The organism is Paenibacillus sp. 01T443 (assembly GCF_056398325.1).
In genome coordinates this window covers 741,223-766,332 of the sequence record NZ_JBFTPE010000008.1, presented here as the reverse complement: position 1 = coordinate 766,332, position 25,110 = coordinate 741,223, and the positions used below count along the sequence as shown (strand labels likewise).

Sequence of the window (25,110 nt, the reverse complement as noted above, 5' to 3'; positions counted from 1 at the left end):
GGTGTCAATACTATGCATGATAAATACAGTAGGCTGCAGACGATTCTAACGGAAATGGAATCGGTTGTGGTGGCGTTCTCTGGAGGCGTTGACAGTACTTTTCTTCTGGATGCCGCAATAAAAACATTGGGAAGCGAGCGGGTCTTGGCGGTTACGGCCGACTCGGAAACCTATCCAACAGAAGAGCTTGAGGATGCGATACGGCTGGCGAAGAGCATTGGCGCGACTCATAAGGTGATCGAAACGTCTGAATTAAGTATTCCTGGCTACAAAGAGAATAATGCAAACCGCTGTTATTTTTGCAAAAAGAGTCTATTCGAGCACATCGAGCCGTTCATCAAGGACGGAGCTTACCGCCATATCGTCTACGGGCTCATTGCGGATGACATGAATGAGCATAGGCCTGGGGTTCAAGCGGCGAAAGAACGAGGCGTACGGGGGCCTTTGCAGGAAGCAGGCCTTTATAAGGAAGAAATTCGTGATCTCTCTCGTGAGCACGGACTACCCACTTGGGATAAGCCGTCATTCGCTTGTCTATCCTCCAGGATTGCCTACGGCGAGACGATTACGATCGAAAAGCTTGGACGTGTTGGAGAAGCTGAACGCTATATTCGTTCACTAGGTTTTGGGCAAGTAAGGGTCAGGAGTCATAGCGATATCGCACGAATCGAAGTAGAGCCGAGAGCAATGGAGCAGCTCATTAGCCACGCATCCATCATTTCGGACCGATTGAAAGAGCTTGGATTTATCTACGTTGCGATGGATCTTTCCGGTTACCGCAGCGGCAGTATGAATAAAGTGCTTGAACTTGGGGGCTCGGCGATATGAATGAGTTTGAGGATCTTGGATTTTGTAAGCTGGATGTGGGGCGCAACGAGCGGACGGGACATCCGGAAGTCGTTTTTGGACAGGGAAAGACTGTGGATCAGGTTGAAACCATTTTCTCAAGGCTCATGGAGAATCATGGTAGGGCGCTTGTCACCCGGGCAACGGCCGAGATGGCGGAGCGAGTGATTGCAAGGTACCCTGAGGCTCGTTATGATAGTGGATCTCGACTTATCTCGCTGGGTCAATCGGCACGCAAGCTCCCAGGAAAAGTGGCGGTTCTGACCGGAGGTACTTCGGATATACCGGTGGCGGAGGAAGCGGCAGGGACAGCGGAATGGATGGGCTGCGAGGTTGATCGTATCTTTGATGTCGGAGTCGCAGGAATCGACCGGCTTCTTAGCCAAAAGGAACGCATCCGGGAAGCGTCTGTTGTGATTGGGGTAGCTGGTATGGAGGGCGCCTTAGTCAGCGTTGTCGGAGGACTCGTGCGAAGGCCGGTTATAGCGGTACCTACTTCTATCGGTTATGGCGCTAATCTTCAAGGGATTACAACGCTTCTTGCCATGATGACCTCCTGCGCCGCCGGCGTGACGGTCGTCAATATCGATAACGGCTTCGGGGCAGGGTTTCAAGCAGCAATGATTTTACAATTGGTAGCGGAGGGCACTTAGGATGAGGACGGTTTACTTGGATTGTATTTCTGGCATCGCAGGAGATATGGCACTATCCGCACTCGTGGACCTGGGTGCAAATACGGATTATATTATCAGTCATTTATCGAAATTACCGATCGATCCTTTCACGATGGAATTCGTAAAGGTCGATCGAAGAGGCATAACCGCGAAATGGCTGAAGCTAAGCTTCGACACCACCCGGCATAACGGTGGACACGACGATCACCATCATGAGCATTCACATGCTCACACACATGACCATCATCATGAGCATTCACATGCTCACACACATGACCATCATCATGAGCATTCGCATGCTCACACACATGACCATCTTCATGAGCATTCACATGCTCACAAACACGATCACCATCATGAGCATTCACATGCTCACACACATGACCATCATCATGAGCATTCGTATGATCACGCAGATGACCATCATCATGAGCACAGAAAAGCATCTGACATCATGAGAATGATCGAGATTTCAACGCTGCCGGATCGGGTGAAAGAGCGAAGTCTGTCCATCTTTCGCTTAATCGCTGAAGCGGAAGGCAAGATCCATGGCATGGACCCAGCCGATGTCCACTTTCATGAGGTGGGAGCGATGGACTCCATTTTGGACGTCATTGGCGTTTGCCTTGCACTGGAGAGCTTGGATGCCAGCAAAATCATTGCCTCTCCCGTACCAACGGGAACAGGCAGGCTGCGTATGGCCCACGGCTTATATCCGATTCCTGCTCCCGCGACGGCAGAATTGCTGCGAGGAGTGCCATTGTCTGAGTTCACGGCGAAAGGGGAATTGACAACGCCAACCGGTGCCGGGATCGTCAAAGCGCTGGCCTCAAGCTTTGGTCCATTGCCCGCAGGAACGATTGATCGAATCGGGTATGGCGCAGGTACAAAAAATTTCGATCATCCGAACGTTGTCAGAGCTGTTTTATACCAGCAAGAGCAAGAGAAAAGTTTCAACGAGACGATTGTCGTCCTCGAAGCGCAGGTAGATGATTCAACGGGGGAGACGCTTGGTTTTGCCATGGAGAGGCTGTTCGAAGCCGGAGCTCTCGATGTTTATCATACTCCGGTTTATATGAAAAAAAACCGGCCCGGCGTCCTTGTCACCGTTCTATGCCATCCGGCAAACAGCGCGCGTTGCGAGGAGACGATGCTTGCAGAAACATCGACTTTCGGAGTACGCAGGAGCGAATGGCAGCGCAAGGCGCTTGCACGCCGTTGGATTCAAGTGGAAACTCCTTTCGGATCGGTGAGAGTGAAGCAGGCTCTAGATGGAGAAAGAATCATTCGCCAATCGCCGGAATATGAGGATGCGGCCCAAGCCGCAAGAACGTACGGCATTCCTCTCGAAACTGTCTACAGCGAAGTCTATAAACAGCTCAGCGAATAGGAGTAGGGATACTAGTGGAGTTAATAGGTTTGTTAGCATTGTCTATATTGCTGGGTCTGCGCCATGGCATAGATTTGGACCATGTCGCAGCTTTAGCTGATATAACAGGAGGCAGCTCGGGCTCGAAGAAAGAGAGGATGAAGCTGTCTCTCTGGTACGCGGGCGGGCATGAAGCGGTCGTTTTCGTGTTTGGCTGCAGTATTCTTTTATTTGCTTGGACCGTGCCGATTTGGGCCGAGCACTGGATGGGCAAGGCGGGTATGCTTGCGGTAGCCACTTTTAGCATAGGATTGCTTCTCTCACACGCACTTATAGCGATTGTCAGCCTTTGGTTTCATGATCTTGCCAAAAAAACTCGGCCGCTGCTTCCGATTACGATGTATGCCGCTTGTTTATTCAGTTTTGTTCTCGGGGTAAGCTATTTGCTGGAGTATGTACGGCCATTTTTAACAACGTTGTTATTGATAGGATGCCTGTCATCCTTCTCTATATACGCAATTGAAAGAATAAGCTCAAGACGGCAGTTATCACTATCAATGGAATAGCTAAGAGAAGGGGAAATAAAAATGAGTACACAAATGGATATGAGTTTGGTTGATCTTCGGCAGACGGTTGAGCGCTTGGCGCTTAGCACGCCCGTCACCGATATGCATACGCATTTATATGCGCCTGAATTCGGGAGTTTGCTTTTATGGGGCATTGATGAATTACTAACCTATCATTATTTGATTTCGGAGAGTTTCAGGTGGTCGGAGGAAGAGTACGACCACTTCTGGTCTATGACTAAGCGGGAGCAAGCGGATTGGATATGGAAATTGCTTTTCCTTGACCATTCACCGGTAAGCGAGGCAGCTACCGGATTTATAACGATTCTTAAACGGCTTGGACTGGACGTATCCTCTCGTAACCTTGACGATTACCGCCTAGCGCTTGAGAAACGCACGGTGCATGAACAGGTCGATACGGTCATGCAAATCGCGGGTATCGAGAAGATCGTGATGACTAACGACCCGTTCGATCCCGTAGAACGTCCTGTCTGGCAATCAGGCAAAGGTAAGACGGATCAACGTTTTTATGCAGCGCTTCGAGTGGATACACTGCTTAATGATTGGCCTCATGCCGTGAGCGAGCTTCAAAGCCTTGGTTATGATGTACAGGCGGAGTGGACGGAACGGACGAAAGAGGAGACTCGCCGATTTCTATCGGAATGGATCATTCGCATGGATGCGCTCTACCTTGCCGTGTCCATGCCGGGCGATTTTACCTATCCTGCCGATGATCATCGGAGCAAAATGATTGATGAGGTTATGATTCCGATATGCCATGAGCAAAACATTCCGTTTGCTCTGATGATTGGCGTTCGGAGAAAAGTGAATCCGTCGCTGGGATTKGCAGGCGATATGAGTATGCAGTCCGACGTGTCGGCCGTGGAAGCGTTATGCCGCCAATACCCGGAGCAGAAGTTTCTTATTACAATGCTGGCAAGAGAGAACCAACATGAACTGACGGTGCTTGCCCGCAAGTTCCGTAATCTGATGATTTTCGGGTGCTGGTGGTTTCTTCACATCGAGTCGATGGTCGAAGAAATGACGCGGTTCCGCTTAGAGCTTCTTGGGACATCGATGATTCCGCAGCACTCTGACTGCCGCGTCTTCGAGCAGCTGATCTATAAATGGGAGCATTCCAGAAAAATTATCGGGAACGTGCTGGCGGACAAATACGAGAAGCTGCATCACAGCGGCTGGACCGTTACGGAAGATGAAATACAAAGAGATTTGGATGATATGCTGAATCGGAATTTTTGGCGCTTTCTTGGCAAGGAGCAATGACAGGTAAAGGATGGACTAATATTCGAACGGGCGCAGCCGATGGCTGCGCCTTCTATATGTAAAGCTGTTCAGAGTTAAACATAATCATAACCGACCAAAAAGACGTTTATCGCGCAAATTTTTTTCAAAATAGAAAAAATATTGCCTTGTTTTTGAACTTCGTACCCCGCCTGCGTTCTCTTTAGCTAATCGGATCCTGCAGCAACGAGCCTGCAATCAAAGCTAATGTTTGCTTGTAAATTGCATAGGCAGATTGTACATCTCCCAAGTGTCCGCCAAAATAAAGATGAATAACGCCATGGAGCGGAGCCCAGCAAATACGTACAACGGATTCTGTGTCATACTGGCCGGAAATCAATCCTTTTTCTTGCGCTTGGTTCATCACATTCAATAATTGACGCATGGCGGTCATGGTGCCCTGCATGCTTTCCTCGTCCGGTTTGAAATCAGCGAAGGCTCCTCCGAACATCAGCTTATAGTAGCTGGGGTAACGCTGTCCGAATTGCCAATAGGTTTCACCTATATTCAGCAAATACTGAGCCGGATTGGCAGCCGGCGGCGTTCCCTCGAATTCGTTGGCAAGAATTTTGCAGCCCTCAAGATACAGCTGCTGAGCCAAGCCCTCTTTATTAACAAACAAGCTGTATATGATTTTTGTCGAGCAATCCATTTTTTGCGAAACTCTGCGCACCGTAACGGCTTCCGGTCCCTCTTCTTGTAAAAGCGCTGCCGCAGCATCAACAACGAGCTTGCGAAGATTCTCATTATTTTGCATACGAACTTCTTGGTAGGTTTTCAAAGGTCGTTTGCTCGTGTTGGTGGCGGGATTTTCTTGTTCGCTCATACTCATCACCTTTGGTTATCATGTTTTCGTTTGGAAACAAGGTTTCCAAGTCCCATACCAAAAATATTATATCGATGCCGGGCCGTTGTCAATGTGAGATCGGATGTCCAAAGAAGTTCATATTGACTTTCTAAAATAGCGAGATTACAATGAAACCATCCAGAAACAGTGTTACCAACTATGATGATGAATCTTCAATTTCTCATAAATTGAGGATTTCATCTGCTCATTCGGAAACGGTGTTTCTCGTTAAAAACAATGTAACTAATAAGGAGATTGAGCTATGATCATTCAAGGTAAATGGGCGCTTATCACGGGAGCGTCATCTGGAATCGGAGAGCAATTCGCGAGACAGCTGGCAAAGCAAGGAAGCCATGTGGTACTCGTTGCAAGGACGAAGATCAAGCTGGAAAGCTTGGCTGCCGAGCTCAGAAAGGCGTATGGCATTAAAGCCGAGGTTATCGCTATCGATCTGGCGAAAGAAGGAGCGCCAAGCGAGTTATATCAGCAATGTCAACGTTTGAATGTGGATATCGAACTGCTGATTAACAATGCAGGTTTTGCTACACATGGGTTGTTTGAACAAGTCTCTGGTGAGCGTCAGCATGAAGAAATCATGCTCAACGTCGCAGCTGTTGTCGATATGACCCACTTGTTTTTGCCGAACATGCTGCGCAAAGGCTCAGGTGCAGTGATCAATGTTGCTTCAACCGCCGGATTTCAACCACTACCCTATATGGCCGTATATGGGGCGACGAAAGCTTTCGTCTTGTCGTTTACGCAAGCGTTGTGGTGGGAAAACCGCAACCGCGGCATCAAGTTTTTTACCCTTTGCCCCGGTTCGACGGATACCAGTTTTTTTAGCGTCGTAGGGACGGAAGAAGCCTCCGTCGGAAAGAAAGACACTCCTGAACGAGTTGTTGAGGTTGCGATTCGCGCATTAAAGAAAGGGAAACTGTTTGTCGTCCCGGGGTTGCAAAATTATATTGGGGCACAGTTATCAAGATTCATCACACGAAAGCAAGGGCTTCGGCTGGTTGGCAGCATGCTTCGTCCGCGCGGCGGATCCGGTAGTATAGGGCAGTAGAGCAGAAGGAATTAATTTTGGATGCGGTGGAAGAGCGGCAACGATGGTAAACCATCATTGCCCTTCGCTATCTTCGATATATTCACGAGCTTTATCCAAAGTATTACCAATTTGGCTTGCATCATGTTCGAGCCAATCTACCGCTTCATTAGGCCCCATATTGCCTTGCATGACACGCCCGACAACAGAGTCTAGTTCTTCGGCTGCCTTATCTATATCGCTGACTAATAATTCCTTGTTATCCTTTACTTCCAATGTTGATTTGCCGCAGTGTAAGCATAAATGGTCTAGTAAATCCTCGATCGGAATCTGGCTTTGCCCGTTACAGCCAATGCAAGTGACCAACGTCGTCTTTTCTTTGAGCATGCCTAAACTCCTTCCAAATCATGAATGTCATGCTCTACAACATGCTTCCAACCGCTGCCCATTATCCATGAAACCTCTACATTTCGATTGGAAACCCTGCGGACTTTGCCTATTTTTGAATCTTTTGGATATCCCCGCAGCCTAACGTTATCGCCCTCTTTCATGGTTCATGCTTCGCCTCCGAATCCAATCAATTTTGGCTGCCGCAGCAGTCCTGTATCGGTAAACTCCAAAGCAGTCACACGGCATGGGAAGGGGACGCTGAGCCAAACGACGTCTGACTTCTTCATGCCTGTCGACAACTCAGGGAAAGGACAAATCCCGCGATGGGTTCGCATGAATTGTTCAAGAACTTGTTTCGATGCGTTGTCCAGACCAGAAACATGGCCAATGTATCTATCCTCATAACACAGCACAAGACTGGAAACTCTTTTATCTTTAAGCTTGACGCCAACAACATCTGCGACGATCCGTACTTCTTTCCGCTTTTTAAACCAATGGTTATGTTTTTTGCCTTCGACATAAGGACTGTCTAAATGCTTGGAGATGATTCCTTCCCACTCACGATCATTAACCCAGTTCCAAAGAGCAGGTCCGTCATAAAACAGATCACTCACAAACAGACGGGGCTCCTTATTCGGGAACTTGGCAGCAAGCCTCGCATACCGCTCCTTGAAGGGGAGAGACCGGATATCCTCTCCGTCATCATATAATAAGTCGAACATGACGTAGATGAGGGATTCGTCATATTTTCTTTTTCGAACGCCTAGCCGAACACGTTGGAAGTTGGGTCTGGTACCATCGAAATACGCGATTTCTCCATCCAGAACGGATGCCCCGATGTTTAAAGGCTTTAATAGATCGACGATTTCTGGAAAGGTTCCATTTCGAGGCTCCATTCGTTTCGAAAAGAGTTCGACACCATTTCTTCCATCAAGCCGTACAGGCGTTCGCACACCATCCCATTTAATTTGATACCCCCACTCCGGTCCGATCGGAATGTCAGGCGAGGTAACAGGAGCCATTGGAACAGAAGGCAGCAGCAGGCTCATGAGACATGATCCTTGGCTTTTTTAGTCGTGCGTTTTCTTTTCGGAGCGGATGCCGGTGAAGGCATTTTTGTTGCATCCAAGCTTGCTTGTAAGGTAGCTAAGAGATCTATGATGTTAGAACGTCCTTCTGCAGCAGGTGAGGATACGATATCGATACTTTCCTCGGCCATCTTTTGCTCAATCAATTCAGTTAATGCCAATCGGTAGTCATCTGTATATTTTTCCGGATCAAACTTTTCGCTGAGCTGCTCAACGAGAGCTTTGGCCATCGATAATTCTTTCTCGTTTACTACAGTAACGGGAGGTAGATTAGGCACCTGGGATAACGAGCGGATTTCGTCCGGAAAATACATCGTTTCTAAACAAAGACAATTTTCAACCACTCGGATGGCAGCTAAGCTGCTTTTGCTCCGGATGGATATTTTGGCAATACCGATCTTACCCGTTTGTTTAATTGCCTCAAGCAGCAGATTATAGGCGCCGGCTCCTGCCATATCAGGGGATAAGTAATAGGCTTTTTGAAAGTACAGCGGATCAATATCCTGTAAATCAACGAAATCTAATATTTTAATCGTTTTAGCGGATTCGTCTTTAATGCTTTCCAGCTCTTCTTCTTTAACGATGACGAACTTGTCTTTCTCATACTCAAAACCTTTCACGATTTCATCTGGACCGATTTCCTTTTCGCAGTGACGGCAAGTTTTTGCGTAGTTAATCGGCATACCGCATTCCTTATGCAGGCTTCGAAAATGAATGTCCTTGTCTTCCGTGGCGGTATACATTTTTACCGGCACATGAACTAATCCAAAACTGATCGCGCCTTTCCAGACTGTATGCATGTCTATCACATCCATTTTTTCTTTTAGGGTGCTCCTGCCATGGAAAAGTATACGGCAATCCAATGAATTCATCACGGTGCGCTTCGCGGATAAAAGAAAAAGTTCCCCTGCGGCTCTAATGAAAGAGGGGAGGGGAACTGCGATGGCATCTACACTTCAATAATAATAGGCAGGATCATTGGTCTTCTCTTTGTTTTGGCATATAAGTACTTACTGATTGATTCCTTGACTCTATGCTTAAGGATAGACCATTTCCCGTCATTTCCATTTTCCTGAAGGTCTCCGATCGTCTTAACGACTAATTGGCCGACTTCACTCAAAAGGGCTTCAGATTCTCTAACATAAACAAAACCGCGGCTAATGATATCGGGACCCGATAAAATACTTCCTTCCGTTCGGCTAAGCGTAATCACGACGACAAGAATGCCATCCTCTGCGAGATGCTTGCGATCACGTAAAACGATGTTTCCGATGTCACCGATCCCGAGTCCATCGACAAGCGTATTTCCAGCCGTAACCTTGCGTAACTGCTGAACGCTTCCGCCTTTAATATCAAGGACTTCACCGTTATTTAAAATGTAGATATTGTTGTATTCGACTCCTACGGACTCTGCGAGCAGCCGGTGCTGATACAGCATTCGGTATTCCCCATGAATGGGGACAAAGAATTTTGGTTTCATTAGGGTAAGCATAAGCTTAAGTTCTTCCTGGCTGCCATGACCGGAAACATGCATGCCTGATGCGGAACCTGACCCATGAATGACGTTTGCGCCAAGTTGGTAGAGATGATCCAGCATGCTCGCAACGTTTCTTTCATTGCCCGGGATGGGCGATGACGCCAAAATGACCGTATCTCCGGGTGAGATTTCGGTATGCGGATAAGTGGAGCTGGCAAGGCGGGAAAGTGCTGCCAATGGCTCTCCCTGGCTTCCCGTACACAAAACAGCGACTTGTTCTCTCGGAAGCGCATTGGCTTCCTTTGCCTCAATCAGCATACCATCGGGTATGTGGATATACCCTAATTCAAGCGCAATAGCCACTACATTGACCATGCTTCTGCCGAGCAGCAACAGCTTGCGGTTTGTGATGATTGCGGCATCAACCACCTGCTGCAGACGATTAACATTGGATGCGAACGTTGACAAGAAAATTTTGTTTTGAGCCTTCTGGAAGGTCTCTTCGATACGTTCTCCGACCAATTTCTCCGAGGGAGTAAATCCAGGGCGTTCGGCGTTCGTACTCTCGGATAATAGAGCGAGAACCCCTTTTTCGCCAATGTTCGCCATCCTGTGAATATCGGGAAATTGTTTATTGGAAGGTGAGAGATCAAATTTGAAATCGCCGGTGTGAACGACAGTACCCTCTGGCGTATCTATTACAATACCAAGACAATCAGGTATGCTGTGGTTCGTTCGGAAGAAAGAAAGTTTCATGATTCCTAACTCGATCGAGGAGTCAGATTTAATTTCATGCAGGGTTGTTTCTTTGAGACGATGCTCTTTCAGTTTTCCTTTAATTAAACCAAGTGTTAGACGAGAACCATATAGGGGGATGTTCAGCTGCTTTAAAATATAGGGTATACCGCCGATGTGATCCTCATGGCCATGGGTAACCACTAAAGCGCGTACTTTATCTTTATTGTCTAACAGATAGGAGATATCGGGGACAATAAGATCTATGCCTAGAAGGCTTTCATCAGGAAATTTCGAACCGCAATCAATGACGACAATATCGTCGGCATACTGAATAACATACATATTTTTGCCGATTTCGTATACGCCGCCTAGGGCGAAGATCGAAAGTGTAGCCGTATCCGTTTCTATGCTATTCATATTCACTGTTTGTCCCTCCGGTGCAAGCATCATTACGCCTTACAAGAAAAAATCGAGCTTAAAACTCGAATTATTTTGCCATTATTATCAGATTGATATTCATTTTTAATTAAAGCTTAGTGAAAATATTTTAAAAATTTAAATGCAAAACGAATGACGAGGAGGGGAATGATTGTGTATAGTTGTTTCGATATAGCCGCTCACCACTCAAGAAGGGAATGTAAATATTGAAAAAGCTAGGACAGCTGAATACGCTGCGGAATCAGATATTCATCGGATTTATGCTTGTCATGGTCATCGTTCTGGCATCGGTTGGCTTTTTCGTGTACGATCAGGTTTCTGTCCTTTTGCGAAACAGCGCGGAGAAGCATATTCAACAGACTGCTGTTCAGGCGATGGGCAAGCTGGACGTACTGCTCGGTCAAATCGACACGCTTACGGCGCAAGTGGCTACGAATGCGTCAATCCAGCGCTTGTTGGCGCAAGAAATCGATGGCAAGCCAATCAGTTTCGCAGAGCGTCAATTTCTCCAGCAGGACGCACGTAAATATGAGGCGTACGCAACGGGAATCAGATCGCTTGAAATGTACACCACGGATTTCAGGAGATTGTTCCCGCTTGATGATGTTAGCCTGGAAGACCGGGTGCCGAAGGAATGGATTAAGCGGGTAGATAACGGGAAGGGCCGTCTTGTATGGTTTGGTTTTGATCCTCAAGACCCGGATGTCGTCATTGCCATTCGTCATGTACGCTTGGTCGACCGCTCCTTTATCCATGCCGGTTATTTAATGGTTTATATCGAAAAAAGCTATTTTGAGCTTAAAGATACCGCGGTGGACAATGATAATGATACACGGGAAACTATGGGGCTTTTTGATGGGACGGGACAAAATATCTTTTCGGATTTTCCGGATGATGTTGATGCGGGTATGATGCTCGATCACGGGGGAGAAACCATTACGGTAGACGGCGAGTCTTATATCGCTATTCAACAGCAGTCAAAGGAGACGGGGTGGAAGCTGGCCATACTGACTCCCGTGAATTATGCGACGGCTGGCATATCCGTGCTACGAACGGCAATAATCGTTTCTGGTGCGGTTGGCGGCTTGCTGTTCCTCGTTTTAACCTTTATTTTGTCGACGATGATTACAAGGCCTATCCTAAACCTAATAAAAGCTATGCGCGGCGCCAGATTCGGCATTCTGAAGGCCAACCCGAATACATCCTCAACGATGGAAATAAACGAGCTAAACAATACGTACAACCAGATGGTTGATTCTTTGAATGAATTAATTGAAGTCGTTTATCAAAAGGAAATCATTCAAAGCCGTACGGAGCTCAAAGCGCTGCAATCGCAGATTAATCCACATTTTCTCTTCAACACGCTGGAAGCGTTTTATTGGGAGCTTGATGAGAAGGGCGAAGAGGAGCTAGCGCAAATCGTCGTTGCGATGTCAGGACTGTTCCGTTATGTGATAAACCGGAATGACGATGATGAATGGGTGACGATAGGCGACGAGCTTGATCATGCGGAAAGATACTTAAAAATTATGGAGATGCGAATGGTTGACAGGCTGACGTGGCAGATTGAAGCCGATGATGATTGTCGAAGCGTACCTCTTCCCAAGCTGCTCATTCAACCGCTTGTCGAGAATGCAATCCTGCATGGTATAGAGCAGCGAATTGGTCCGGGCATTGTCTTATTACGCGCGGAGTCTTCGAGCCGTCCAGGGTATACAAGGGTTGTTGTAACCGACGATGGCCCAGGTATGGATGCGAATACCATTCATGCTCTGAGAGCATCCATGAAAGAAGGATATGTGAGCGGATCAAAGGGCACTGGTGTTGGAATATCCAATGTAGAGCGCAGGCTTAGGCTTTATTACCAATCAGAAAGCGATGGATTGGATATCCAAAGCGAAGTAGGAAAGGGCACTTCTATTATTTTTGAAATACCGAACAGATTCGGAGGGCATATGAGGCGTGAAGACAATACTAATCGTGGATGATGAACCAAGAACAAGGCAAGGCATTCGTAAAACGTTGGAAGCCTGGTCATCCGGCCGTTATCGGATAGAAACGGCATCCAGCGGCGTAGAAGCACTAATCTGGCTGCAGCAGAACGATGCCAATATACTCGTAACCGACATTCGAATGCCTGAGGTAGGCGGACTCGAATTAGTCGAAAGGCTAAGCGGGATGCCGCATCCGCCGGTTGTAGTCGTTATTTCGGGGCATCCTGAATTCGACTATGCCCAAAAAGCGCTTCAGCTGGGAGTCGTCTCCTATTTGTTGAAGCCGCTCGACAAGAACAAGCTTGTACAAGCGGTAGAGATGGCATTGAAACGGGAAGAGGCAATGAACCGGATTGAAAGGATGGAAAAGCTGTTTGATCCGAAACTGATGGAGACTGTGCAGGAGGAGAAGCAATATGGGGTGCAGGTACGTGAAGCACATCGTTATTTAGACGAACATCTGAGCGAACAATTGTCGATGCGTGCCGTAGCTGAGCATCTTCATCTAAATGCCAGTTATTTCAGCGTCCTGTTTAAAGAACAGACTGGTCTTACGTTTAGCGACTATTTAAGCAGGAGAAGAATACAAAGGGCAAAGGAGCTGCTGGCGAATACCCGATTATCGATTGCGGAAATCGCGGAGCAGGTTGGATACCAAACAGCAAAGTATTTCGTAAAGGTATTTCGCTCGATTGAGAATGTCAGTCCGGGACAGTATCGCCAAAGCTTATCGGATCCCGAAGAGAGAATCCAATAAAAGTGGTATTAGTCCCAATGCTTGTGACCTTACGGCGTTTGCGGTAACAAGCTACAATCTAATTAAAGCGGTTTCATGGCGCTAATGATTAGAAAAAAGGGGATGTAAACGTGTTCAACAAAAAATGGATTGCGGCTTCATTAATCATTTGTCTCGTTCTGGTTGCGGCAGGCTGCGGTAAAAACAGCAATGAGGGCAACAGCTCTGCGAGTGGCGAGGCTGTTGAAGGCAAAGATAAGGTAACGGTAAACTTTATGCATTTATGGCCGGAAGGCGTTTCCGCAGGACAAAACAAAATCGTAAATCAAATTATTAACGAATACCAATCTGAGCATCCAGAAGTCACGATTAAGCAAGAAGTTTTGGATAACGAGCAGTACAAGAACAAGCTGAAAGTGCTTTCCGCTTCCAATAAATTACCGGATGTTGGCGTTACCTGGGCTGCCGGATTTTTGCAGCCGTATGTGGAAGGGAATCTGTTCACCCCGGTAGATGATTTGTTGAGCGGTGAGCTTAATGGAAAATTCGTATCAGGCACAACGGAAGCCTATGCGATTGACGGTAAAACGTATGCGCTTCCACTAGAATTCAATATAGCGCCGGTTTACTACAACAAAGCTATCTTCGAGAAGTATAAGCTGGAAGTTCCACAAACCTACGAGCAATTAAAGAATGCTATAAAAACATTGTCCGAGAACGGCGTAGCTCCGATCGCACTTGGCAACAAGGATCGTTGGACCGGTTCTCTCTGGTACATGTACCTGGCGGACCGTATGGCAGGGCAAGAAACATTATCGAACGCAATTAATGGGTCCGGATCATTCATGGATGAGGGCTTGGTGAAAGCAGCGACAGAGGTGCAGACGCTTGTTGACAGCAATGCATTCGTTAAAGGATTTAACGGATTGTCGAACGAAGAAGCGAAGTCTGAGTTTCTGAACGGTAAAGCCGCCATGTACATGATGGGAACTTGGGAGCTTCCGAATTTCACCACAAATGAAGATATTCCGCAGGATTTCCGCGACAGCGTGGGCTTCTTCAAATTCCCTACAGTTGAGGGCGGGAAAGGTGACATCAATAGCTGGGTAGGCGGTCCAGGCGTCGGACTATTTGTTGCTGAGAATTCGGAGGTCAAAGCAGAAGCGAAAGCATTCGTAGAATATTTCGTTACCAAATGGGGCGAGCAATCCGTCACGGGAGCAGGCGTAATCCCGGCAACCAAAGTGGATACTTCGAGCATCGAGCTGCCGCAGTTATACAAAGACCTGTTTAATGAAATGAATCAAGCGAGCAGTATCACTTTGTTTGCGGATGTACAAATGCAGGCCAGTGCTGCCGAGACGCATCTTAATATGATTCAGGCATTGTTCGGGAAGGCAGCAGCACCGGAGAAGTTCTCAGAGGAACACGACAAGGCTATTTCCGCAGGAAAATAAGGGCCCGAGCATTTGCAAGGCGGAAAACCTATTCGGCATTTCCTGCGGAATAGGTTTTCCAATAAATCAATTTTGGTGGAAAGGAGCCGGCCCAATTGGACAAAGTGCTTTCGAACAAAAAAATAATCGCACTATACGTGCTGCCGTCTCTCTTACTGATTCTTGCCATCGTATATATTCCAATCGTCCTGACCGCTTACTACGGTTTGAACGAATGGAATGGTATTGGCGCAATGAAATTCGTCGGACTCGACAACTATCTCACCTTATTTAAGGATGAAACATTCTGGAACAGCGCATGGCATTCTCTTTTGTTAGCCATGTTCTCCGGAATCAGCCTTCTGCTCTATCTTATCGTAGCGATGGTATTGGCTGCCCGTATCAAAGGAGCAAACCTGTTTCGCAAAATCTATCTCATTCCAATGCTGCTTTCATCCGTCGCCATTGCGCAGCTATGGCTCAAAATCTATCATCCAACAAACGGCGTTTTGAATAGTGTGTTGGAATCGATTGGTATCGCAAACCCTCCCGCGTGGCTCGCCGAGTCCTCAATCGTATTATTCGCCTTGTTTATACCGATTCTTTGGCAATACGCGGGTTTTTATATTTTAATCTATTATGCGGCTCTCAAGAACATCCCGGCATCGCTAGAGGAAGCAGCTAAGATTGACGGGGCGAATGCGTTTCAAATTGCTTGGAAAATCAAGCTTCCGCTCGTAATGGAAGTAATAAAAGTTACCATCGTTTTGGCGGTGGTCGGTTCTTTGAAATATTTCGATCTGATATTTGTTATGACAGATGGCGGTCCAAACGGATCCAGCGAAGTAATGGCCTCCTATATGTATCACGAGGCGTTTCGGGCGTACGACTTTGGATATGGAAGCGCAATCGGCTTCTTCCTTCTGGTCATCTGCCTTGCCGTTACTTGGGTCATTCGCAAATTAACCGTCACCAAAGATACGATCCAATACTCGTAAGGAGGTACGCTTCATGATTTCTGGAAACGCAAGGAACCGGCATGGAATAGCGGAGTCAGGATCGGGATTCGGCTCTAAGCTCGGATATGCCGTGCTATATGCCGTATTGATTGCGGTTGCCGCAATGCAGCTGTTTCCGCTCGTATGGCTTTTATTCTTCTCTCTTAAAAACAATCAAGAAGTGTTCAATCTGCCACCGCTTTCGCTTCCGTTAAATCCTCACTGGGAAAACTACGAGAAGGTTTGGAGCGCAGGGAACATCGATATTTATTTTTTTAACAGCGTTTGGATTACGATTACGGCTACGCTGCTAACCGTCATTCTAGGCAGTCTTGTCACCTATGCCGTTACGAGAATGAAATGGAAGGGCAGCTCTTTCGTGCTTGGTCTATTTATGGTGGCGATGATGATTCCGGTTCATTCGACCCTCATACCGCTGTTTAGTCTTTTTAATAAAGTTGGCTTGACGGATCATCCTTTGTCTCTCATTTTGTCGTACGTCGCGTTTAATATGCCGATAACGATTATGATACTGCTGGGTTTTTATTATGCGCTGCCCCGGGAGGTTGAGGAAGCGGCGATCATAGACGGTTGTTCGGTTAACCGGATGTTTGTACAGATCGTGTTTCCGATGACGAGCTCCGTTCTTGCAACGACGGCGATCATAAACATGATTTATAACTGGAATGAATTTATTTTTGTTAATACGTTCATTAGCTCAGATGCTTATAAAACGCTGACAGTGGGCGTTCAAAATTTCATTGGACAGTATACGACGGACTGGGGAGCAATCGGGGCAACGCTCATGATCAGTATTCTTCCGATCTTGATTACGTTTCTCTTCCTTAGTAATCGGATTGTTGAAGGGATTGCCGCAGGTTCGGTAAAGGGCTAATATGATGTTTAGGTACTATGCAACCAAATTTGATTTGGAGGGATGGTCAATATGAACGCATATAATGCTGCTGCTGATACTGCTAACCCGCAAGTCGGCCATAAGCTGGCCGACATTCCGGCCCATGATCCATTCGTCGTTGCCGACGGAGCCACGCAAACCTATTATTTGTATACCGGCGGAAGCCCGAAGCTGCACGGTATGGACCGCTACGGCGTACTCACTTACAAAAGCCGGGACTTGGCGGAATGGGAAGGGCCCTTCGTCGTATTCACCGTCCCAGACGGTGTATGGGCGAATCCTCAGCACGGCGCTTGGGCGCCGGAAGTACATGCTTACGGCGGACGCTACTATTTGTTTGTAACGCTCCATAATAACGAAAGACCATTGGAAGGAGAGGGGCATGGCGGCTACCCTCTCCATTGGCGCGGAACCGTCATTGCGGTCTCGGACTCACTTGATGGACCGTTCGAATTAGTCAAACCGGAAGCCCCGATTGTACCCGAGCATTTGATGACGCTCGACGGCACGCTGCATATCGATGATGAAGGCAATCCTTGGATGGTGTACTGCCACGAATGGGTTCAAACGGCTGACGGTACAGTGGATGCGGTACGTTTGAAGGATGACCTCACCGGCTGCGCCTCGGTACCGATTCATTTGTTTAGCGGATCCGACGCGCCGTGGGACAATGGGGAGCAACCGAGTGCCGGAGCCGAAAAGGTATTTGTGACGGATGGATGCCAATTGTACCGGACGAGCGGTGACCGTCTGATCATGCTCTGGTCTACGTACGATAAGGGGAATTACGTACAAACGATTGCACGATCCGTAACCGATAAATTGGAAGGACCTTGGGAGCAGCTCGCGCCGCTCGTTTTCGACGATAGCGGGCATGGCATGCTGTTTCAAACGTTCGAAGGAGATTGGATGCTTATTCTTCACTCTCCTTTCCGTATGCCCGAGTCCAGATGCAAGCTGTTTGAAATGACGGATACCGGCGATTCTTTCATCGTTAAATCGCCAAAATTCAACCTTGCTGGTGTTCAGAGTAAAGAGGCTCGCGATTAATTCTGTGAAAATGTTAATCCTAAAGACACATTTAGCTGTGTTATAATTTTGCCCAGAAGATGATTGTTGGTAGTTTACGCCAACATGATGAGCTGGGAGGTACGCATGAACAGAAAAGGCAATCCGGTTAGAAGGTTTATTATCGCAGCGGTATTGGTTTTGCTTCTGCTTTGTAACGGACCGATGTCCATTGTCTCCGCGGGGGAAGCTGCGGCTGCGAGTGATACGAAGATAAAACTTAACGGTGAAATGGTTAAGTTGAGCGATCCTGCTTTTATCCAGGATGGAAGATTGTATTTGCCAATGGCTCGAATTGCTGCATTATTTGGGGCAAACTCAAGCTGGGATAGTGTGAATGATGAAGTAACGATACATACGGCATTGGGCGATACTATCGTGCTGGGTAATGGAGTACCCACCGTTTATTTCAACAATGGACGATATCTGATGGATGCGGCTCCTATCTTGAAGGGCGGTAGGTTTTACGTTCCTCTGCGCCAGTTGTCGGAATTACTGCACGCAAATGTGCAATGGAATAAAGATTCAGATGTTATCGATCTAACAGCGGTACAGCCAGCCGTAATATCGGAAGAGTACGGATTGGATGAAATCAGCATGGAATTTGGCAGCAGCAAGCCTGAGTTATTGAAGCGGAATGGTTTGGATGGCAAGGTAACAATTAAATCGGGAACGAAGCTTAAGGTAGTTATTCCTTCGATCTTTGATAAGGCGGCAAAACCGTTCACGGAATCGGATCTTATGCTGCTTGCCAAGATTACGATGGTTGAAGCCGGCTATGAATCCTATGAGGGGCAGCTTGCCTTAGCCAATGTGATATTAAACAGAGTGAAGGATGCAAACTTTCCGGATACGGTACGCGACGTCATTTATTCAGGGAAACAGTTCCCTCCAGCCCATAATGGTCTGTTGGATAAGAGCAAACCTAACGCAAGCGTGCTGCGCGCCGCCAAGGATGCTTTGAATGGGAAAAACAACGTCGGGAATGCGGTTTATTTCTACAATCCCAATGTTTCCAAAGGATCGTTTTGGTCCAGCCTAGATGTCATTGCGACAATCGGCCATCATAGTTTTGCGAGATAGGTAAGTCCGTTATGGCCATAAGGCCATAACGGACTTTTTTTTGACCAGAATGATAAACAAAATGGGCCACGTCACAGAACGTGGCCTTTTTTTACTTAGCTGCCCGGCTAGCGCTGGATCATCAACCGGTTTTACCCGTAAGACTCCCTTCGAACATATCGATGATAACCAGGAAATGTTCGGCTTCCCTAAACACATGATCCGCCAGTAACGGATGAATGATGCTCTTAATTCGACAGGCTTCAATTAAGTCTCGCGCGGTTTTCTTGAAGTCACGAAGCGATTTAACGGAAACCTTATTTTGATCAAGAAATTGGTCAAGGAGAGGGAAGGTTTGTGACTGAGGACGCATGGAATCCAAATCTTTTGCTTGAAACAGCAGTTGGTCAAATTCTTGGCTGAAGTTATTGGCCTGCTCTACCAGCTTCCGTTCCGATGGGTCAAGCAGGTGACTAATAAATTTGGCATGGTCGGCCATGATTCGTAGGAAAAATACGTTCTCGTCAATGATTGCGTCAGGCAACGGCTCCAATCTTCCTTGATTTAATTCCGATAACCGATTCCGGAAATAATTGGCTTCCCTGCTTACATGATCAACTAATAACGGAAAGTTATTTGCGCCTGGAAGCTGGCATGTCAGTATTAAACCAAGCACCTTTCTCTTGAAAGCCCAAATATAGGATACAGCGGTATGGACTTCTTCATTAAATCTTCTTATTACGACGGGATCGGTTCCCATTGTAAAAGCATTGGCTTTATTCTCTATCGCTTCAAAAATCGCATAGAACTGGTTAGCTTCATTTATCAGCTGAGTATCTTCACAACGGAATCCCAACTTTAAAAATAAGGAATGCTCCTTCATAATCCGCGACCAAAATCTTACTTCTTCTAAAGATCGTGCTACAAACGGATCTGACAATAGCAACATCTCCTTTGAGTAATCATACTTCAACTAATTTATGATTGGAGACTTTGTCATATGCTTTTTTGAGGGAAGGAAGATGCTTTATTCGTATGTAAGAGGCTGCCGAGAATGTCTCGACAACCTGCTGCTATGATTAACAATGGTTAATGCGTGTACCGAGCTGTGAGCATACGCTGCGATATTGATGTGATGGATTAATAGCCTTTGCCGTATCCGCCTGCACCAACGCCGCCGACACCATAACCGCAACCGCCTCCAAAAATACCGCAGCTGCACGCTATAATTACCAACAAGATGAACAATACAAGGATCATGCCAACACTGTTATTAGCCCCACCAATAAAACCACTCATTACCATTCACCTCCCAAAGTTCTGAGTACCCTGTAGATTATGTAAAGGCAGTGCTTTGTGTTTGGACGTTTGTTCCGTAATGATAGCAGCCTAGTCATCCTTTAATGAGCATACTTGCTTCCCGATGGAGTCTGCCGCAGACATGTTAGGTTGTTGTCTTTATTAGAATAAATGAACATCTCCATAAAAAAACCGAATAGCATTTGCGCTTCCCAAGAATTGACTCTAAAGCTATCGTGTTATATTATGTGACATATAAACAATTCCGCTAGAAAACAACTAGATTTAAGTGTCATATATTTTGACGCAGCGTATAGTTTAAACAATATTTGATGAGGAGTGGTTTAGATGAGATTGTTATTCATTATTGCAGGAATGCTGACTGTGGCTAATTATAATAAGGTAGAAGATGATTGTGTAAGCAAGCTAAACGAGGCATTTCTAGGAAACGAACAGTACTGGAAGTCCACTAAACCTTCCGTATAATCTATTTGTTTCTGAACGCTGCTAGTGTTATAAGTCAATAACCAAAAATTTAATGGAAGTCCAAAGCCGAAGGTTCGGGAATGAGAAAAAGGTGTTTCCTACACAAGGGAACACCTTTTTTTTGTTCAAATAAAAGGTCCGCGAATTTTTGCACGGGAATGATAATGAGCACAAAAAACCATTGAGATATTCGGCAAAATGCGGTAAATTAGTGTTAAGAAATTTTATGTGAGTATACATGACGTGAATTTGATAGCTTATCTTAACAATTAATGATCAGATTTATGAATGCTTAACTATTTAGGAGTGTGAATGGGATGAAGAAGAAGCTGGTTTTGATAGGTAACGGTATGGCGGGTGTGAATTGTATCGAGCAGATTTTGAAGCTGGTCCCGAACCGGTATGACATTACCATCTTCGGAAGTGAACCTCATCCGAACTATAATCGAATCATGCTGTCATCTGTTCTGGCAGGTGATGCGGATATGAATGATATTGTTATCAATAGTTGGGACTGGTACAGAGAAAACAACATTATTCTCCACGCTGGGCATACGGTAAGCAGCATTGACACGAAACGTAAGATCGTAAGCACCGAAAGCGGCATTAAAGTACCTTACGATGATGTCATTATTGCAACCGGCTCGCTGCCTTTCATGCTTCCGCTGCCAGGTGCGGACAAAAAAGGCGTTATCGCATTCCGTGACATTAAAGATTGCGAAACGATGATGGAGACGGCGAAAAAGTACAAAAAAGCGGTTGTTATCGGCGGCGGCTTGCTGGGACTAGAAGCAGCGCGAGGACTGCTGAATCTGAATATGGAAGTGTCCGTCATTCACAGCAACAAAATTCTGATGAACAGACAGCTGGACGAAACGGCTGGGATCATGCTGCAGAAGGAACTTCAGGAGCAAGGTATGAAATTCCTTCTCGGCAAACATACAGAGAAGATTTTAGGGAAAGAGCGGGTAACGGGTCTAAGATTCACGGACGGCTCCGAAGAGCCTGCAGATCTTCTAGTTATGGCAGTCGGCATTAAACCTAACATGGCGATGGCCAAGAAGAGCGGCATTGAAGTTAACCGCGGTATTCTCGTCAACGATTTCATGGAAACGAATATTCCGAATGTTTACTCGGTTGGCGAGTGCGTGGAGCACCGCGGCATTTCGTACGGACTAGTCGCGCCACTGTATGAGCAAGCCGCGGTACTTGCAAAGAAATTGGCGGGCATAGAAACGGACGGTTATCACGGTTCCGTCGTTTCTACGAAGCTGAAGGTTTCGGGTGTGGATGTGTTCTCGGCGGGTCAATACTTGGATGATGTTGATACACGCGCTGTTCGTGTGCAGGATGAGTTCGGCGGCGTATACAAGAAAGTCGTCATTCGGGGCGGCAAGGTTGTCGGCTCTGTGTTATTCGGCGATATAAGCGATGGCGCGCGCCTGTTCGCCATGATCCGCAGCGGTGAGGATGTTACGGGGAAAGAAAAAGAAATTTTACTCGGCTCGGGCGGATCGGCTCCTTCCAACGCTGATTTGATTGCCTCGATGAGCGATGATGAAATTGTTTGCGGATGTAACGGTGTTTCCAAAGGCGCAGTTGTAAATGCGATCAATGAAAAAGGATGCACGAGCGTTAATGATATTAAAGCGTGCACGAAAGCTTCCGCATCATGTGGAGGTTGTAAACCGCTAATTGCAGATGTGCTGACGTATGTACTTGGCGCGGACGGCGTGAAAACGGTCAAGGAAGGCATTTGCGGTTGTACAACGCTTAGCCGTGATGAAGTGGTTGACGGTATCCGTGAAATGAGATTAACGACTTCGAAGGAAGTTATGCACGTACTCAATTGGAACAATCCGGAAGGCTGCTCCAAATGCCGTCCGGCCTTGAACTACTACCTCGGCATGGTGTGGCCGGAGGAGCACGAAGACGAGCGTGCATCGAGGTTCGTTAACGAAAGAAATCATGCCAATATTCAGAAGGACGGCACGTACTCTGTTGTTCCGAGAATTTACGGCGGGGTAACGACACCGCAGGATCTGAAGAAAATTGCCGAAGTAGCGGTGAAATATGAAGTGCCGCTAGTAAAAATTACAGGCGGACAGCGGATCGACCTTCTGGGCGTTAAGAAGGAAGACTTGCCTTCGATGTGGACGGATCTTGACATGCCATCGGGTTACGCATACGGTAAAACGCTTCGTACGGTTAAAACATGCGTAGGTTCAACGTTCTGCAGATTCGGAACGCAGGATTCGATGGCCATGGGTATCGAAATGGAGAAGCGCTTCGAACGTTTGAGCACACCGGCGAAATTTAAGATGGCCGTATCTGGCTGCCCTCGTAACTGTGCAGAAGCGACGATCAAGGATTTTGGCGTCGTTGCAATCGACGGCGGATGGGAAATTCATGTCGGCGGAAACGGCGGTACGAAAGTAAGAGTCACCGACCTGCTCGTTAAGGTGAAGACGGAGGAAGAGGTTCTGGAATGGACGGGAGCATACATGCAGTATTACCGTGAAACCGGCAAATATAACGAACGTACGGCGGAATGGCTTGAAAGAGTCGGCCTGGATACGATTAAAGCTGCCTTGGAGAAGAAGGAAGACCGATTGGCACTCGTCGAGCGGATTGAACTTGCGCTCAGCCTGACACAAGATCCATGGAAAGAAATTGTGGAAACTGATAAATTGCGCACAACATTCGAAAATCTACCTATTCCCACAATGAACTAGAAAGGGTGTCATCAGCATGAAACAAGTTAAAATCGGTCATATTTCGGAAATTGAGAGTATGCGCTCAAGAGTAATCTCCATCGGAGATCTGGAAATTGCTTTGTTCAAGCTTTCGAACGGTGAAATAAAAGCGATTGAAAATAAATGTCCTCATAAAGGCGGCAAGCTTTCCGAAGGTATCGTTTGCGACCATCATGTTTTTTGCCCGCTGCATGATTGGAAAATCAATTTGAAGGACGGACAGGTCCAAGATCCGGATGAGGGCTGTGTCGTTTCCTTCAAGGTGGAAGCAGACCCTGAAAGCGGCGATCTATTTCTGTATGTGGAAGAGACGGCTTATAAAGCATCCTAAGGAAATCATTCGGGGAGATTGGACCTATGGCAATGAATCAAACAAAAGCACTCATCTATTCAACGGTCGCGATGACCGTATCATTCATGATTTGGTCAGTATTTCCGCCTATTGCAGGGCAGATTCAGGAACTTTTTAACCTGAGTACGCTGGAAAAGAGCATTTTGATTGCAACCCCCGTTTTGCTCGGATCGATCATGCGGATTCCTATGGGTATTCTAACTGACCGCCACGGCGGCAGAAAAGTGTTCACGCTGACGATGCTGTTCTTAATTCTGCCAATGGTTGCGGCTGGATTCGCTGATTCATATGTTTGGTTGTTGATCTGCGCCCTGTTTATCGGTATGGCGGGCACCACGTTTGCGATTTCTTTAACTTTTGTCTCAAGATGGTACCCGCCGCAAAGCCAAGGTTTTATATTAGGCATTGCCGGCCTTGGCAATTTGGGGGGAGCAGGAGCGAATTTCCTGATTCCCTCCATCTCAACAACGTACGGCATTTCTTGGGTGTTTTTTGGCCTTGCAATCGGGATAGCGGTTATGGCATTGGTGTTCTATTCCTTTACCAAGGATGCGCCAAAGCCGGCCGAACCCAAAACCTTGAAACAATCCTTGTCCGTTATGAAAGATAAAGCAACTTGGCGTTTGTCCTTCTTTTATTTTCTGACTTTTGGCGGTTTCGTTGCCTTCAGCGTTTACTTGCCTACCCTCCTTAAAGATCTATTTCAGCTGAGCGCTTTTGACGCTGGTCTTAGAACTGCCGGTTTCGTCTTGGCGGCTACGTTGATTCGGCCGGCGGGCGGCTATTTGGCAGACCGGTTCGGCAGCAAGAAGATATTAACGGTTGTCTTTTCTGGAATATTGGCTGCCGCGCTTGTATTGTCCATATCGCTTGATCATTTCGTCGCCTTCAGTTTTTTATGTTTGTTGATTTCTTTGCTTCTTGGATTAGGAAACGGCGCCGTGTTCAAAATGGTGCCGGAAGTATCTACCGGAAATACAGGAGCGGTTACTGGTATAGTTGGCGCTGCAGGAGGCATCGGCGGATTTTTTCCGCCGATTGTACTCGGTATCGTCAAAGACGCGACTGGCCAATACAATTTAGGCTTTATTTTTATGGTCATATTCGCCCTGGCATGCTTAATCCTTAATTACTCTGCACTGCGGCCGAAACGTACGGGAATTCAGCAAGGCATGGAGTATTCTGCGTAGCTGCCCGGTGCCTGCAGTGCGTGCCGGAAAACCGGAG

The 25,110-nt window shown here is 46.9% G+C and carries 25 protein-coding genes; 17 read left to right on the top strand and 8 right to left on the bottom strand.

The features are described 5' to 3' along the window. Nucleotides 1-12 precede the first annotated feature (12 nt). The 5 genes from larE to AC1DLI_RS17255 are packed head-to-tail and all read left to right on the top strand — an operon-like array spanning nt 13 to nt 4,739. On the top strand, nt 13-828 hold the full coding sequence (gene larE / locus AC1DLI_RS17275) for an ATP-dependent sacrificial sulfur transferase LarE (RefSeq protein WP_477604622.1): 816 nt from the start codon (nt 13-15) through the stop codon (nt 826-828). Further along, entirely contained in the window at nt 825-1,499 is a 675-nt protein-coding gene (gene larB / locus AC1DLI_RS17270; RefSeq protein WP_477604620.1) for a nickel pincer cofactor biosynthesis protein LarB, read from the top strand. The genes larE and larB overlap by 4 nt, the downstream gene beginning before the upstream one ends. Before the next feature lies 1 nt (nt 1,500). Beyond that, on the top strand, nt 1,501-2,910 hold the full coding sequence (gene larC / locus AC1DLI_RS17265) for a nickel pincer cofactor biosynthesis protein LarC (RefSeq protein WP_477604618.1): 1,410 nt from the start codon (nt 1,501-1,503) through the stop codon (nt 2,908-2,910). A gap of 14 nt (nt 2,911-2,924) precedes the next feature. Continuing rightward, nucleotides 2,925-3,455: a hypothetical protein gene (locus AC1DLI_RS17260; protein WP_477604616.1), complete on the top strand. Its 531-nt coding sequence runs from the start codon at nt 2,925-2,927 to the stop codon at nt 3,453-3,455. 21 nt (nt 3,456-3,476) lie between these two features. After that, a complete protein-coding gene (locus AC1DLI_RS17255) occupies nt 3,477-4,739 on the top strand; it encodes a glucuronate isomerase (protein WP_477604614.1) in 1,263 nt (420 codons plus the stop codon). A gap of 181 nt (nt 4,740-4,920) precedes the next feature. On the opposite strand, the gene AC1DLI_RS17250 is transcribed toward AC1DLI_RS17255, so the two are convergent. Continuing rightward, nucleotides 4,921-5,583: a TetR/AcrR family transcriptional regulator gene (locus AC1DLI_RS17250; RefSeq protein ID WP_477604612.1), complete on the bottom strand. Its 663-nt coding sequence runs from the start codon at nt 5,581-5,583 to the stop codon at nt 4,921-4,923. A gap of 283 nt (nt 5,584-5,866) precedes the next feature. Between AC1DLI_RS17250 and AC1DLI_RS17245 the strand changes: the two genes are divergently transcribed. Beyond that, on the top strand, nt 5,867-6,670 hold the full coding sequence (locus tag AC1DLI_RS17245) for an SDR family NAD(P)-dependent oxidoreductase (RefSeq protein WP_477604610.1): 804 nt from the start codon (nt 5,867-5,869) through the stop codon (nt 6,668-6,670). Nucleotides 6,671-6,724: 54 nt separating this feature from the next. Here AC1DLI_RS17245 and AC1DLI_RS17240 read toward each other — a convergent pair whose 3' ends face one another. The 5 genes from AC1DLI_RS17240 to AC1DLI_RS17220 form a co-directional block, all read right to left on the bottom strand. Then, a complete protein-coding gene (locus AC1DLI_RS17240) occupies nt 6,725-7,036 on the bottom strand; it encodes a hypothetical protein (protein WP_477604608.1) in 312 nt (103 codons plus the stop codon). Nucleotides 7,037-7,038: 2 nt separating this feature from the next. Continuing rightward, nucleotides 7,039-7,200, bottom strand: a complete 162-nt coding sequence (locus tag AC1DLI_RS17235) for a hypothetical protein (protein WP_477604606.1) — start codon at nt 7,198-7,200, stop codon at nt 7,039-7,041. Between the two features lie 3 nt (nt 7,201-7,203). Continuing rightward, nucleotides 7,204-8,088, bottom strand: coding sequence for an ATP-dependent DNA ligase (locus tag AC1DLI_RS17230; protein WP_477604604.1), 885 nt, complete (start codon nt 8,086-8,088; stop codon nt 7,204-7,206). Continuing rightward, complete coding sequence (gene ku / locus AC1DLI_RS17225; RefSeq protein ID WP_477604602.1) at nt 8,085-8,927, bottom strand: non-homologous end joining protein Ku; 843 nt, start codon at nt 8,925-8,927, stop codon at nt 8,085-8,087. The genes AC1DLI_RS17230 and ku overlap by 4 nt, the downstream gene beginning before the upstream one ends. A gap of 149 nt (nt 8,928-9,076) precedes the next feature. Beyond that, nucleotides 9,077-10,759 carry a ribonuclease J gene (locus tag AC1DLI_RS17220; RefSeq protein ID WP_477605056.1) on the bottom strand — a complete coding sequence of 561 codons (1,683 nt, stop codon included), beginning with the start codon at nt 10,757-10,759 and terminating at the stop codon, nt 9,077-9,079. Nucleotides 10,760-10,986: 227 nt separating this feature from the next. Here AC1DLI_RS17220 and AC1DLI_RS17215 point away from each other — a divergent pair, with 227 nt between their 5' ends. From AC1DLI_RS17215 to AC1DLI_RS17185, 7 genes are all read left to right on the top strand, one after another. Beyond that, on the top strand, nt 10,987-12,768 hold the full coding sequence (locus AC1DLI_RS17215; protein WP_477604600.1) for a cache domain-containing sensor histidine kinase: 1,782 nt from the start codon (nt 10,987-10,989) through the stop codon (nt 12,766-12,768). Continuing rightward, entirely contained in the window at nt 12,743-13,531 is a 789-nt protein-coding gene (locus AC1DLI_RS17210) for a response regulator transcription factor (RefSeq protein WP_477604598.1), read from the top strand. The genes AC1DLI_RS17215 and AC1DLI_RS17210 overlap by 26 nt, the downstream gene beginning before the upstream one ends. A gap of 110 nt (nt 13,532-13,641) precedes the next feature. Beyond that, nucleotides 13,642-14,967: an ABC transporter substrate-binding protein gene (locus tag AC1DLI_RS17205; protein WP_477604596.1), complete on the top strand. Its 1,326-nt coding sequence runs from the start codon at nt 13,642-13,644 to the stop codon at nt 14,965-14,967. A 95-nt stretch (nt 14,968-15,062) separates the two neighbouring features. After that, a complete protein-coding gene (locus AC1DLI_RS17200) occupies nt 15,063-15,944 on the top strand; it encodes a carbohydrate ABC transporter permease (protein ID WP_477604594.1) in 882 nt (293 codons plus the stop codon). Between the two features lie 13 nt (nt 15,945-15,957). Beyond that, on the top strand, nt 15,958-16,839 hold the full coding sequence (locus AC1DLI_RS17195; protein ID WP_477604592.1) for a carbohydrate ABC transporter permease: 882 nt from the start codon (nt 15,958-15,960) through the stop codon (nt 16,837-16,839). 51 nt (nt 16,840-16,890) lie between these two features. Continuing rightward, nucleotides 16,891-17,910: a glycoside hydrolase family 43 protein gene (locus tag AC1DLI_RS17190; protein WP_477604590.1), complete on the top strand. Its 1,020-nt coding sequence runs from the start codon at nt 16,891-16,893 to the stop codon at nt 17,908-17,910. Nucleotides 17,911-18,015: 105 nt separating this feature from the next. After that, entirely contained in the window at nt 18,016-19,011 is a 996-nt protein-coding gene (locus tag AC1DLI_RS17185; protein ID WP_477604588.1) for a cell wall hydrolase, read from the top strand. Nucleotides 19,012-19,132: 121 nt separating this feature from the next. Here AC1DLI_RS17185 and AC1DLI_RS17180 read toward each other — a convergent pair whose 3' ends face one another. Both AC1DLI_RS17180 and AC1DLI_RS17175 read right to left on the bottom strand, forming a co-directional pair. Further along, a complete protein-coding gene (locus AC1DLI_RS17180; protein WP_477604586.1) occupies nt 19,133-19,930 on the bottom strand; it encodes a DUF2935 domain-containing protein in 798 nt (265 codons plus the stop codon). Between the two features lie 200 nt (nt 19,931-20,130). Further along, on the bottom strand, nt 20,131-20,289 hold the full coding sequence (locus AC1DLI_RS17175) for a hypothetical protein (protein WP_308998318.1): 159 nt from the start codon (nt 20,287-20,289) through the stop codon (nt 20,131-20,133). Between the two features lie 348 nt (nt 20,290-20,637). On the opposite strand from AC1DLI_RS17175, the gene AC1DLI_RS17170 reads away from it, so the two are divergent. The 4 genes from AC1DLI_RS17170 (at nt 20,638) to AC1DLI_RS17155 (ending at nt 25,073) form a co-directional block, all read left to right on the top strand. Beyond that, complete coding sequence (locus AC1DLI_RS17170; protein WP_477604584.1) at nt 20,638-20,775, top strand: hypothetical protein; 138 nt, start codon at nt 20,638-20,640, stop codon at nt 20,773-20,775. Between the two features lie 317 nt (nt 20,776-21,092). Then, nucleotides 21,093-23,510, top strand: coding sequence for a nitrite reductase large subunit NirB (nirB, locus tag AC1DLI_RS17165; protein WP_477604582.1), 2,418 nt, complete (start codon nt 21,093-21,095; stop codon nt 23,508-23,510). Between the two features lie 16 nt (nt 23,511-23,526). After that, nucleotides 23,527-23,862: a nitrite reductase small subunit NirD gene (gene nirD / locus AC1DLI_RS17160; protein WP_308998321.1), complete on the top strand. Its 336-nt coding sequence runs from the start codon at nt 23,527-23,529 to the stop codon at nt 23,860-23,862. A 32-nt stretch (nt 23,863-23,894) separates the two neighbouring features. Continuing rightward, nucleotides 23,895-25,073 (top strand): MFS transporter, encoded by a 1,179-nt coding sequence (locus AC1DLI_RS17155; RefSeq protein WP_477605054.1) that lies wholly within the window; start codon nt 23,895-23,897, stop codon nt 25,071-25,073. The last annotated feature ends 37 nt before the right edge of the window (nt 25,074-25,110 follow it).